Below are 12,292 nucleotides of genomic sequence, written 5' to 3'. Positions count from 1 at the left end.
GGACTCGGATCCGCGCGACGGTGATCCTACTTGCAGATCACCTTCCCCCCTCCCGGTAGGGTGGCGCGCGCACTGTGCGCAACCGCGAATCAGGGGGACCCAGACACGTGAGTACGACCGCAGCGACGGGATTCTGCCGCGTCACTGTCGTGGCACCCGACAGCCGGATCGACGTCGCCCTCCCGGAGGACATCGCCGTCGCCGACGTCTACCCCGAGATCCTGCGTCTCACGGGCCAGACCCAGGCGGCCGGGACACCGACCGGCTACCACCTCGTCCGCCGCGACGGCACCGTCCTGGACGGCGCCCGCACACTCGCCGCGCAGCAGGTGCTCGACGGCGAACTCCTCAGCCTGCGGCCCTTCGCGCAGTCACTGCCGCCGGCCGTCTTCGACGACGTCTCGGACGCCGTCGCCTCCGCCGTCACCCGCGACCGCCACCTGTGGAGCGACGAACTCCTGCGCGGTGCCGGGCTGGTGGGCGGCGTTCTGCTGCTCGTCCTGATGGGCTTCGTGCTCTGGTTCGCCGACCCCGTACGGCACGACATGCACAGCCTGCCCGGCATCATCGCCGGCTCCGCGGGCCTGCTGCTGACCGCCTTCGCGGGCGTGCGCGCCCGGGTCTACGCGGACCGGGCCACCGCGGTCGCCCTCGGCCTCGGCGCACTGCCCCTCGTCCTCATCGCGGGCTCCGGCGTCATCGGCCCCGACGCCGGCCAGGGCCCCGGCCGGCTGCAGTTCCTGCTCGGCTGCGTCGCCGTCCTGCTCGCCTCGGTCGTCCTGGTCGCCCTCACCCCCAGCGGCGACGCCCCCTTCGTCGCGGCCACCTTCCTGGCCACCGTCGGGACCCTCGCCACCTTCGTCGCGATCCTCACCGAGGCCACGGCCACCCGGACCGCCGCCGTCTGCGCCCCCGTGGCCCTCGGCCTGGTCGCCTTCCTGCCCGGCCTCTCCGCCCGCTTCGCCCGGCTGCCCATCGGCTACGCCGCCCCCCGCCCCGGGCCCGCCGGCTACGACGACTCCTTCGCCGAGCCCGGCGCCGCACCCGAGGCGGAGCCCGTCGACGCCGACCGCATCGCCGCCCAGGCCCGCCGTGGCCACGAGATGCTCCTCGGCCTGGTCGGCGGCTGCTCCGCGGTGGTCGTGGGATCCGCCGCGGTCCTCGGTTTCTCCGACAACATCTGGGGTCAGGTCCTGGCGCTGGCCGCCGGACTCGCGATGCTGCTGCGCGCCCGCCTCTTCCGCTACTCCTCGCAGGTCGCCTGCGTCCTGGTGGCCGGCATCGGCGCGATCGCCCTGCTCGTGCTCGGCCTCTCGCTCAACCCGCCGGCCGACCTGCTGTACGACCTGGTGCGCTACGGGGACCGGGGCTCGCTGGACATCCGTACGATCTGGCTCTCGGCAGCGGTCGCGGCAGGCGCGGCCCTGCTCACCGCGATCGGCCTGATCATCCCGCGCAAGGGCCTCTCCCCGTTCTGGGGCCGTCTCCTCGACCTCACGGAGAGCGCCCTGCTGCTCTCCCTGGTCCCGCTCTGCCTGGCCGTACTCGACGTCTACACCCGGGCCCGGGCCATGACCGGCTGAGACCCGTCGAGAGAGGCCCGTAACGGCTGGTACTCTGACTGGTGGCCGTTTGTGTACGCGTTCTCGGATCATCCCTGGGGACTGCGCTCATCGGACCTTCGCCTCCGAGTCACGGAAGCTCCCCTGCGGTCAAGACCAGGGGCACTCGTGGGCGCATCGAACACCCAGAGGAGTATGCGTGCCGCTCGACGCCGCTACGAAGAAGCAGATCATGTCCGAGTTCGCCCAGAAGGAGGGTGACACCGGATCCCCCGAGGTCCAGGTCGCCATGCTCTCCCGCCGGATCTCGGACCTGACGGAGCACCTCAAGACGCACAAGCACGACCACCACTCCCGTCGTGGTCTGCTGATCCTGGTCGGCCAGCGTCGCCGCCTCCTTCAGTACCTGGCCAAGAAGGACATCCAGCGTTTCCGCGCGCTCGTCGACCGCCTCGGCATCCGCCGTGGTGCGGCCGGCGGCGCCAAGTAAGCACGCTGTGAGAGGGAGCGGTTCCCCGGTTCCAGGGGGCCGCTCCCTTTGCTGTACGTGCGGGACCAGGGATCCGCTCAGTAACCTGGACGCACAACCCAAGAACGAGGAGAGGCGCCTGACGGCCGCCGCCGGTCCTCGGTAGTGGCCCCCGGGGCGTGACCCCGGGAGCTTCGATCGAAGACCGGCCCGCACACACGGTGCGCTTCTCCGCACCGTCCTCCGTCACACGGGCGGCAGGACGAAAGACGACGAGTATGGAGAAATCACTAGTGGAGAACGAGACCCACTACGCCGAAGCCGTGATCGACAACGGCACCTTCGGCACCCGCACCATCCGCTTCGAGACGGGCCGCCTGGCCAAGCAGGCCGCCGGCTCCGCCGTCGCGTACCTGGACGACGACACCATGGTGCTGTCGGCCACCACCGCTTCCAAGCGGCCCAAGGACCAGCTCGACTTCTTCCCCCTCACGGTGGACGTCGAGGAGCGGCAGTACGCGGCCGGCAAGATCCCCGGCTCCTTCTTCCGCCGTGAGGGCCGGCCCTCCGAGGACGCGATCCTCACCTGCCGCCTGATCGACCGCCCGCTGCGCCCCTCCTTCAAGAAGGGCCTGCGCAACGAGATCCAGATCGTCGAGACGATCATGGCGCTCAACCCCGACCACCTGTACGACGTGGTCGCGATCAACGCCGCCTCCGCTTCCACGATCCTGGCGGGCCTGCCCTTCTCCGGCCCCATCGGCGCCACCCGTGTCGCGCTGATCAAGGGCCAGTGGGTCGCCTTCCCGACGCACACCGAGCTCGAGGACGCCGTCTTCGACATGGTCGTCGCCGGTCGCGTCCTGGAGGACGGCGACGTCGCGATCATGATGGTCGAGGCCGAGGCCACCGAGAAGACCATCCAGCTCGTCAAGGACGGTGCCGAGGCCCCGACCGAAGAGGTCGTCGCCGCCGGTCTCGAGGCCGCGAAGCCCTTCATCAAGGCGCTCTGCACGGCCCAGTCCGACCTCGCCGCCAAGGCCGCCAAGCCCACCGGCGAGTTCCCGGTCTTCCTCGACTACCAGGACGACGTCCTGGAGGCGCTCACCTCCGCCGTCAGCACCGAGCTCGCCAAGGCACTCACCATCGCCGGCAAGCAGGAGCGCGAGGCGGAGCTGGACCGCATCAAGGAGATCGCCGGCGAGAAGCTCCTCCCGGCCTTCGAGGGCCGCGAGAAGGAGATCTCCGGTGCCTACCGCGCGCTGACCAAGAAGCTGGTCCGCGAGCGCGTCATCAAGGACAAGGTCCGCATCGACGGCCGCGGCGTCACGGACATCCGTACGCTCGCTGCCGAGGTCGAGGCCATCCCGCGCGTGCACGGCTCGGCGCTGTTCGAGCGTGGCGAGACCCAGATCCTGGGCGTCACCACCCTCAACATGCTCCGCATGGAGCAGCAGCTGGACACCCTCTCCCCGGTGACCCGCAAGCGCTACATGCACAACTACAACTTCCCGCCGTACTCCGTCGGTGAGACCGGCCGCGTGGGCTCGCCCAAGCGCCGCGAGATCGGCCACGGCGCGCTCGCCGAGCGCGCCATCATGCCGGTGCTGCCCTCGCGCGAGGAGTTCCCCTACGCGATCCGCCAGGTCTCCGAGGCGCTGGGCTCCAACGGCTCGACGTCCATGGGCTCGGTCTGCGCTTCCACCATGTCGCTGCTGAACGCCGGTGTGCCGCTCAAGGCCGCCGTCGCCGGTATCGCCATGGGCCTGATCTCCCAGGAGATCGACGGCAAGACCCACTACGTCGCCCTCACCGACATCCTCGGTGCGGAGGACGCCTTCGGCGACATGGACTTCAAGGTCGCCGGTACGAAGCAGTTCGTGACCGCGCTCCAGCTCGACACCAAGCTCGACGGCATCCCCGCCTCGGTCCTGGCCGCCGCGCTGAAGCAGGCCCGTGACGCGCGTCTGCACATCCTGGACGTCATGAACGAGGCTATCGACGTCCCGGACGAGATGTCCCCGAACGCCCCGCGGATCATCACGGTCAAGATCCCGGTGGACAAGATCGGCGAGGTCATCGGCCCCAAGGGCAAGATGATCAACCAGATCCAGGAGGACACCGGCGCCGACATCACGATCGAGGACGACGGCACCATCTACATCGGTGCCCAGCAGGGCTCGCAGGCTGAGGCCGCCCGCGCCACGATCAACGCGATCGCCAACCCGACCATGCCGGAGGTCGGCGAGCGCTACCTGGGTACGGTCGTCAAGACCACCACCTTCGGTGCGTTCGTCTCCCTCATGCCCGGCAAGGACGGTCTGCTGCACATCTCGCAGATCCGCAAGCTCGCCGGTGGCAAGCGCGTGGAGAACGTCGAGGACGTGCTCGCCGTCGGCGCCAAGGTCCAGGTCGAGATCGCCGAGATCGACTCCCGCGGCAAGCTCTCCCTGATCCCCGTGGTCGAGGGCGAAGAGGCCGACGAGAAGAAGGACGACGCCGCCCAGTGACGTCCCGTAGTTCCGTGACGACGGCCCGCCCCTCCTCCGAGGGGCGGGCCGTCGCCCGTACCCAAACGCTCCTCAAGGGCACCAACGGCATCGGCACCGTGCGCCGCACCGTTCTCCCCGGCGGCCTCCGGGTCGTCACCGAGACCCTGCCCTCCGTACGCTCCGCCACCTTCGGGATCTGGGCCAACGTCGGTTCACGTGACGAGACGCCCACCCTGAACGGCGCGACGCACTACCTCGAACACCTCCTCTTCAAGGGCACCGCCAAGCGCAGCGCCCTCGACATCTCGTCCGCGATCGACGCGGTCGGCGGCGAGATGAACGCCTTCACGGCGAAGGAGTACACCTGCTACTACGCGCGGGTCCTGGACACCGACCTGCCGCTGGCCATCGACGTCGTCTGCGACATGCTGACCGGCTCGCTGATCGCCTCCGAGGACGTCGACGCCGAGCGCGGTGTCATCCTCGAGGAGATCGCGATGACGGAGGACGACCCCGGTGACTGCGTGCACGACCTGTTCGCGCACACCATGCTCGGCGACACCCCGCTGGGCCGCCCGGTCCTCGGTACCGTCGACACGATCAACGCGCTGAACCGCGGCCAGATCGCCCGCTTCTACAAGAAGCACTACGACCCCACGCACCTGGTCGTCGCCGCCGCGGGCAACGTCGACCACGCCACCGTCGTACGCCAGGTCCGCAGGGCCTTCGAGCGGGCCGGCGCCCTGTCCCGCACCGACGCCGTCCCCACGGCACCGCGCGAAGGCACCCGCACCCTGCGCACCGCCGGCAAGGTCGAGCTGCTGAACCGCAGGACCGAGCAGGCCCACGTCGTCCTCGGCATGCCCGGCCTGGCCAGGACCGACGAGCGCCGCTGGGCCCTCGGTGTCCTGAACACCGCGCTCGGCGGCGGCATGAGCTCCCGCCTCTTCCAGGAGGTACGGGAGAAGCGCGGTCTCGCCTACAGCGTCTACTCGTACACCTCGGGCTTCGCCGACTGCGGGCTCTTCGGTGTCTACGCGGGCTGCCGGCCCAGCCAGGTGCACGACGTCCTCAAGATCTGCCGTGACGAGCTCGACCGGGTGGCGAGCGACGGACTCGGCGACGAGGAGATCGGTCGCGCCGTCGGCCAGCTCGCCGGTTCCACCGTCCTCGGCCTGGAGGACACGGGCGCGCTGATGAACCGCATCGGCAAGAGCGAGCTGTGCTGGGGCGAGCAGATGTCGGTCGACGACATGCTGGCCAAGATCGCGGCTGTCACCCCCGACGAGGTCCGCGCCGTGGCGGCCGAGGTCCTCGGACACCGGCCCTCGCTCTCGGTCATCGGCCCCCTGAAGGACAAGCAGGCCGACCGCCTCCACGAAGCGGTCTCCTAACCCCCGTAAGGAAACAGAGCACATGAGCAAGCTGCGCGTGGCCGTTCTCGGCGCCCAGGGACGCATCGGGTCCGAAGCGGTGCGAGCCGTCGAGGCCGCCGACGACATGGAGCTGGTGGCCGCACTCGGCCGCGGTGACGGTCTGGAGACCCTCACGGACACCGGCGCCCAGGCCGTCGTCGAGCTCACCACCCCCGGGTCGGTGATGGGCAACCTCGACTTCTGTGTCCGCCACGGCATCCACGCGGTCGTCGGTACCACGGGATGGACCGACGAACGGCTCGCGCGGCTGAACACCTGGCTCGCCGGCTCCCCGGGGACCGGGGTGCTCATCGCGCCGAACTTCTCCATCGGCGCCGTCCTCACCATGAAGTTCGCGGAGCAGGCGGCCCGTTACTTCGAGTCCGTCGAGGTCATCGAGCTCCACCACCCGAACAAGGCGGACGCCCCCTCCGGCACCGCCACCCGCACCGCCCAGATCATCGCCGCCGCCCGCGAGAAGGCCGGCTGCGCCCCGCAGCCGGACGCCACCGCCACGGCGCTGGACGGCGCCCGGGGCGCGGACGTCGACGGGGTCCCGGTCCACTCGGTCCGGCTCCGCGGCCTCCTCGCCCACCAGGAGGTCCTGCTGGGCGGCGAGGGCGAGACCCTCACCCTGCGCCACGACTCACTGCACCACAGCAGCTTCATGCCGGGCATCCTGCTCGGCACACGCCGCGTGGTGACCACTCCCGGCCTCACCTTCGGCCTGGAACACTTCCTCGACCTGAACTGACGGGGCACCCCCCATGCGCGCAAAGCTCACCTACACCGTCACCGCCGCCGTCCTGGTCTTCTACTTCGTCCTCGCCGGCAGCCGTGGCGTCCTGCTCATCCGGCACAGCACGCTGCTGACGGTCACGTTCGGCGTGGCGGTGCTGATCCTGCCGGCCATCGGCGTCTGGTTCCTCTGGAAGAACACCCAGTTCGTCCGCAGGGCCAACGCCCTGGCGGCGGAACTGGACGCGGAGGGCGGCCTGCCCGTCGACGAGCTGGTGCGCACCCCGTCCGGGCGTATCGACCGGGCCTCGGCCGACGCGGTGTTCGCACGGCGGCGCGAGGAGACCGAGGACGCCCCGGACGACTGGCGCTGCTGGTTCAGGCTGGCCGTCGCCTACCAGGACGCCAGGGACACCCCGCGGGCCCGCAGGGCGATGCAGCGTGCCATCGCCCTGCACGCGAACAAGCCGGTACGGGCCTGAGAGGCGCCGTACCGGCTTGCCGTACGTCCTGCCGCGGGGTGGGTCCGGCGTCAGCCGGTGCGGTACTCGTCGCCCCAGGCCTCGATCGTGTCGGTGGCGCGCTCGAACGCCTCGGCTCGGGCCAGGAAATCGGCGTTGTGGTCCGTGACCAGCGGCGGCAGCGGCTCGCCGTTCCGCCGCACGACGATCAGGGCCTGGCCCTGGACGGTGCGCGGGAAGCCGAGCCACCGCACCGGCTGCTGGACCGTGCGGACCGACGCGGTCCGCTCCCACGGCACCGTGGTCGTGCGGAGGAAGCCCACCCGGCGGACGCCGTGCCGGCTGACCCACGCGCCCACGCGCAGCAGCCGCAGCGCGCAGACGATCGCCACGCTCGCGAGGGCGAAGCAGGCGGTGGCGCCGGACAGCGATCCGGCCAACGAGATGATCATTGCCGCGAGCAGCACGAAGGACGCCAGCAGCAGCAGGGTGGCCGCCGCCGAGACCCGCCACGGGCCGGGCCGGTAGGGCCGCCGCCAGCTGTCGTGGTCGTCGAACGGCAGCGCGATGTCCTCCGCGCCCGCGTCGAATGCGCGGTCGGCCGTCAGGAAGGGCAGGGGCACGACTGATCCTCACTCACAAGCACGCTCGATTGCTGTGCCCGGTGAGGCTACCGAGCAGCCCCCGGGGCGGCCACCCCAGGGGCCCCGTACGGGTCAGCGGTGCTGGGACGCCTCGGACGTCTGGCCGTGGGAGGGCGCCGTGCCGGTCTCGAGGGCGGGGACACCGAACAGCAGCGCCCCGGCGAAACCGGCGATGAGGGTGAGCCCCACGAGGGAGCGGCCGGCCAGCTGAGAGACGCTGGCCCGTTCGCGGGGAGGCGGAGTGACATTGCTGCGGAACCGGTCGGCCTCGGCAACGAACGAGAACGGGACGGATTCACGCCGGCGGAACATGAGGAAGCTCTCCTTGAACTCTGGGACGGGTACTGCTACCGAGTCAGACGTACGGAGAGCCCGATCGGTGCCCCGAATCGCCGATCCGTCCAGGAATTCCCGCTGACGGAGGCGCCCCTCCGGGGCCCGTAGAGTGGACGCCGCACGAGCGACGCCATTGGAAGGACCCCCGCCGGTGACCGACACCCCCGAGCCCACGAAGGCCCACTTCCGCAGCGATGTCACCGTTGACCTGGTGAAATCAGCTGCCACCGACTCCGACGTGCTCTTCGCGGCCCGTGTGTCGACGGCCGGTGAGCAGTCCCTGGAGGAGGTCACGAAGGACCCCGAGCGCTCGAAGGGGCTCATCAACTACTTGATGCGGGACCGGCACGGAAGCCCGTTCGAGCACAACTCGATGACTTTCTTCATCAGCGCCCCGATCTTCGTGTTCCGCGAGTTCATGCGGCACCGCGTGGGCTGGTCGTACAACGAGGAATCGGGCCGTTACCGGGAGCTCGAACCGGTCTTCTACGTCCCGGGGGAGTCGCGCAAGCTGATCCAGCAGGGCCGCCCCGGCAAATACGAGTTCGTCGAGGGCACCCCGGAGCAGCACGCGCTCACCAGCCGTGTCATGGAGGAGTCCTACCGCCGGGCGTACGACGCGTACCAGGAGATGCTGGCGGCAGGAGTCGCCCGTGAGGTGGCCCGCGCGGTGCTCCCCGTGGGCCTGTTCTCGACGATGTACGCCACGTGCAACGCCCGCTCACTGATGCACTTCCTCGGCCTGCGCACCCAGCACGAGCTGGCGAAGGTCCCGTCCTTCCCGCAGCGCGAGATCGAGATGGTCGGCGAACAGATGGAGCAGCACTGGCAGACCCTGATGCCGCTCACTCATGCCGCCTTCAATAAAAACGGCCGGGTAGCCCCGTAGGCGGTGTCCGTATTGCGGCGTTTCGAGAAGTTCATCTAGGCTGATCAAACGGACCCGGCACTGCTTGAACCCCCGAGCAGGCAGTGCCGGGCTCCTCTCTCCGTCCCCCCGAGGGGACCCGGCGCCCCGAGCAACGAGTAGCGTGTTACCCATGGCTCCGATCTCCACTCCGCAGACCCCCTTCGGGCGGGTCCTCACCGCTATGGTCACGCCCTTCACGGCGGACGGCGCTCTCGACCTCGACGGCGCCCAGCGGCTCGCCGCCCATCTGGTGGACGCAGGCAATGACGGCCTGATCGTCAACGGCACCACGGGCGAGTCCCCGACCACCAGCGACGTGGAGAAAGACCAGCTCGTACGGGCTGTCCTCGAAGCCGTGGGAGACCGGGCCCACGTCGTGGCCGGCGTCGGGACCAACGACACGCGGCACAGCATCGAGCTGGCACGCACCGCCGAGCGCACCGGCGCCCACGGCCTCCTCGCAGTCACCCCGTACTACAACAAGCCCCCGCAGGAGGGCCTGCTGCGGCACTTCGGCGCCATCGCGGACTCCACCGGGCTGCCGGTCATGCTCTACGACATTCCCGGCCGCAGCGGGGTGCCGATCGACACGGAGACGCTCGTCCGGCTCGCCGAACACCCCCGGATCGTCGCCAACAAGGACGCCAAGGGAGACCTGGGCCGCGCCAGCTGGGCCATCGCCCAGTCCGGCCTCGCCTGGTACTCGGGCGACGACATGCTGAACCTGCCGCTGCTCTCGGTGGGGGCGGTCGGCTTCGTCTCCGTCGTCGGGCACGTGGTCACGCCAGAGCTGCGCGCGCTCCTGGAGGCGCACCTGGGGGGCGACGTGCAGAAGGCCACCGAGATCCACCAGAAGCTGCTCCCGGTCTTCACCGGCATGTTCCGCACCCAGGGTGTGATCACCACCAAGGCCGCGCTCACCCTGCAGGGACTGCCCGCGGGGCCGCTGCGCCTGCCCATGGTGGAACTCACCGCGCAGGAGACGGCCCAGCTCAAGATCGATCTCGCCGCCGGCGGGGTACATCTGTAACCACGGACTTCACAACTGAATACGCGGGGAGACTCGCGACCGGAACAGCCCCTGACAACAGCAAGTGCACGAATGACATGCGCGCCACGTGCCCTCAGCGGTACGTGGCGCGCGTGGTAAGGAGAGTCTTTTGAGTCATCCGCATCCTGAACTCGGTACCCCGCCGAAGCTCCCGAAGGGCGGCCTGCGGGTCACCCCGCTGGGCGGCCTGGGCGAGATCGGCCGCAACATGACGGTCTTCGAGTACGGCGGCCGCCTGCTCATCGTCGACTGCGGTGTGCTCTTCCCCGAGGAGGAGCAGCCCGGTATCGACCTGATCCTGCCGGACTTCACCACGATCCGGGACCGCCTGGACGACGTCGAGGGCATCGTCCTCACGCACGGCCACGAGGACCACATCGGCGGTGTCCCCTTCCTGCTCCGCCTGAAGCCGGACATCCCGCTCATCGGCTCCAAGCTGACCCTCGCGCTCATCGAGGCCAAGCTCCAGGAGCACCGCATCCGTCCCTACACCCTCGAGGTGGCCGAGGGGCAGCGCGAGCGCATCGGCGTCTTCGACTGCGAGTTCATCGCGGTCAACCACTCCATCCCGGACGCCCTCGCGGTCGCCATCCGCACCCCCGCGGGCCTGGCGGTCGCGACCGGCGACTTCAAGATGGACCAGCTCCCGCTGGACGGCCGCCTCACCGACCTGCACGCGTTCGCCCGGCTGAGCGAGGAGGGCATCGACCTGCTGCTCTCCGACTCGACGAACGCGGAGGTCCCCGGCTTCGTCCCGCCGGAGAGGGACATCTCCAACGTCCTGCGTACGGTCTTCGCCAACGCGCAGAAGCGCATCATCGTGGCGAGCTTCGCGAGCCACGTCCACCGCATCCAGCAGATCCTGGACGCCGCCCACGAGTACGGCCGCAGGGTCGCCTTCGTGGGGCGTTCCATGGTCCGCAACATGGGCATCGCCCGGGACCTGGGCTACCTGAAGGTCCCGGCCGGTCTCGTCGTGGACGTGAAGACGCTCGACGACCTGCCCGACGACGAGGTCGTGCTGGTCTGCACGGGTTCCCAGGGCGAGCCGATGGCCGCCCTGTCCCGCATGGCCAACCGCGACCACCAGATCCGGATCGTCCCGGGTGACACCGTGATCCTCGCGTCGTCCCTGATCCCGGGGAACGAGAACGCGGTCTACCGCGTGATCAACGGCCTCACCCGCTGGGGCGCGAACGTCGTCCACAAGGGCAACGCCAAGGTCCACGTCTCGGGTCACGCGTCGGCCGGCGAGCTGCTGTACTTCTACAACATCTGCAAGCCGAAGAACCTGATGCCGGTCCACGGCGAATGGCGCCACCTCAGGGCGAACGCCGAACTCGGAGCCCTGACCGGTGTTCCGAAGGACCACATCGTCATCGCCGAGGACGGCGTCGTCGTCGACCTCGTCGACGGCAAGGCCAAGATCGTCGGCAAGGTTCAGGCGGGTTACGTGTACGTCGACGGCCTCTCGGTCGGCGACGTCACGGAGACCTCGCTCAAGGACCGCCGCATCCTCGGCGACGAGGGCATCATCTCGGTCTTCATCGTGGTGGACAGTTCCTCGGGCAAGATCGTGGGCGGCCCGCACATCCAGGCCCGCGGATCGGGCATCGACGACGGTGCGTTCACGGCTGTCGTCCCCAAGGTCGAGGAAGCCCTCAACAAGTCGGCCCAGGACGGTGTGATGGAGCCGCACCAGCTCCAGCAGCTGGTCCGGCGCACGGTGGGCAAGTGGGTGTCCGACACCTACCGCCGGCGCCCGATGATCCTCCCGGTCGTCGTCGAGGTCTGACCCCGACGGCCGCACCTGGAGCGGGGCTCCCCGATTTGCATCGGGGAGCCCCGCTCCAGTACGTTTACGTCTCCGCCTGAACGGGAAGCACCCCGCGCACGTGTGCGCCGGGGAGCACCTGGGCAAGAGTGGAATTCCGACTCAGAACTTCTGATAAAATCGGCCCCGCCGAAAGGCAAAGGCCCTCCGCAGGCCGCTGGAATCGAATTCGAACCGGAAACGGAACGAAGAGATTCTGGTAGAGTCGGAATCGCCGGAAAGGGAAACGCGAAAGCGAGGAACTGGAAAGCGCACCCGCTTCGACCGGGAATCGGACACGAAAGGGTCTGATAGAGTCGGAAACGCAAGAACGAAGGGAAGCGCCCGGAGGGCCCCGGTGAAACGGGACCGAAGGAAGCGTCCGTTCCTTGAGAACTCAA

The 12,292-nt window shown here is 69.5% G+C and carries 11 protein-coding genes; 9 read left to right on the top strand and 2 right to left on the bottom strand.

What is annotated here, in order from left to right:
- Nucleotides 1-107 precede the first annotated feature (107 nt).
- The 6 genes from eccD to ACH4VO_RS28450 all read left to right on the top strand — a co-directional run bounded on the left by eccD (nucleotide 108) and on the right by ACH4VO_RS28450 (nucleotide 7,158).
- Complete coding sequence (gene eccD, locus ACH4VO_RS28475) at nucleotides 108-1,583, top strand: type VII secretion integral membrane protein EccD (RefSeq protein ID WP_360994482.1); 1,476 nt, start codon at nucleotides 108-110, stop codon at nucleotides 1,581-1,583.
- A 178-nt stretch (nucleotides 1,584-1,761) separates the two neighbouring features.
- The gene (rpsO, locus tag ACH4VO_RS28470) at nucleotides 1,762-2,052 is read left to right on the top strand and encodes a 30S ribosomal protein S15 (protein ID WP_003965855.1); all 291 of its coding nucleotides are present in this window, start codon (nucleotides 1,762-1,764) and stop codon (nucleotides 2,050-2,052) included.
- A gap of 272 nt (nucleotides 2,053-2,324) precedes the next feature.
- On the top strand, nucleotides 2,325-4,541 hold the full coding sequence (locus tag ACH4VO_RS28465) for a polyribonucleotide nucleotidyltransferase (RefSeq protein WP_360994693.1): 2,217 nt from the start codon (nucleotides 2,325-2,327) through the stop codon (nucleotides 4,539-4,541).
- The gene (locus ACH4VO_RS28460; RefSeq protein WP_069170378.1) at nucleotides 4,538-5,917 is read left to right on the top strand and encodes a pitrilysin family protein; all 1,380 of its coding nucleotides are present in this window, start codon (nucleotides 4,538-4,540) and stop codon (nucleotides 5,915-5,917) included. Before ACH4VO_RS28465 ends, ACH4VO_RS28460 begins: the two co-directional genes overlap by 4 nt.
- Before the next feature lie 22 nt (nucleotides 5,918-5,939).
- Entirely contained in the window at nucleotides 5,940-6,692 is a 753-nt protein-coding gene (gene dapB, locus ACH4VO_RS28455) for a 4-hydroxy-tetrahydrodipicolinate reductase (protein WP_360994478.1), read from the top strand.
- Nucleotides 6,693-6,705: 13 nt separating this feature from the next.
- Complete coding sequence (locus ACH4VO_RS28450; protein WP_360994476.1) at nucleotides 6,706-7,158, top strand: hypothetical protein; 453 nt, start codon at nucleotides 6,706-6,708, stop codon at nucleotides 7,156-7,158.
- Nucleotides 7,159-7,208: 50 nt separating this feature from the next.
- On the opposite strand, the gene ACH4VO_RS28445 is transcribed toward ACH4VO_RS28450, so the two are convergent.
- Both ACH4VO_RS28445 and ACH4VO_RS28440 read right to left on the bottom strand, forming a co-directional pair.
- Nucleotides 7,209-7,760 (bottom strand): hypothetical protein, encoded by a 552-nt coding sequence (locus ACH4VO_RS28445; RefSeq protein WP_360994473.1) that lies wholly within the window; start codon nucleotides 7,758-7,760, stop codon nucleotides 7,209-7,211.
- Between the two features lie 93 nt (nucleotides 7,761-7,853).
- Complete coding sequence (locus ACH4VO_RS28440) at nucleotides 7,854-8,093, bottom strand: hypothetical protein (protein ID WP_069170374.1); 240 nt, start codon at nucleotides 8,091-8,093, stop codon at nucleotides 7,854-7,856.
- Nucleotides 8,094-8,268: 175 nt separating this feature from the next.
- Here ACH4VO_RS28440 and thyX point away from each other — a divergent pair, with 175 nt between their 5' ends.
- The 3 genes from thyX to ACH4VO_RS28425 all read left to right on the top strand — a co-directional run bounded on the left by thyX (nucleotide 8,269) and on the right by ACH4VO_RS28425 (nucleotide 11,873).
- Entirely contained in the window at nucleotides 8,269-9,006 is a 738-nt protein-coding gene (gene thyX, locus ACH4VO_RS28435; protein WP_360994470.1) for an FAD-dependent thymidylate synthase, read from the top strand.
- 151 nt (nucleotides 9,007-9,157) lie between these two features.
- A complete protein-coding gene (dapA, locus tag ACH4VO_RS28430) occupies nucleotides 9,158-10,057 on the top strand; it encodes a 4-hydroxy-tetrahydrodipicolinate synthase (protein WP_360994467.1) in 900 nt (299 codons plus the stop codon).
- A gap of 130 nt (nucleotides 10,058-10,187) precedes the next feature.
- Nucleotides 10,188-11,873, top strand: a complete 1,686-nt coding sequence (locus ACH4VO_RS28425) for a ribonuclease J (RefSeq protein ID WP_360994464.1) — start codon at nucleotides 10,188-10,190, stop codon at nucleotides 11,871-11,873.
- The last annotated feature ends 419 nt before the right edge of the window (nucleotides 11,874-12,292 follow it).

This window comes from Streptomyces sp. NPDC020780 (assembly GCF_044334475.1).
In the GTDB taxonomy this organism is placed as follows: Bacteria; Actinomycetota; Actinomycetes; order Streptomycetales; family Streptomycetaceae; genus Streptomyces.
This window is presented reverse-complemented; position numbering and strand designations above follow the sequence as displayed.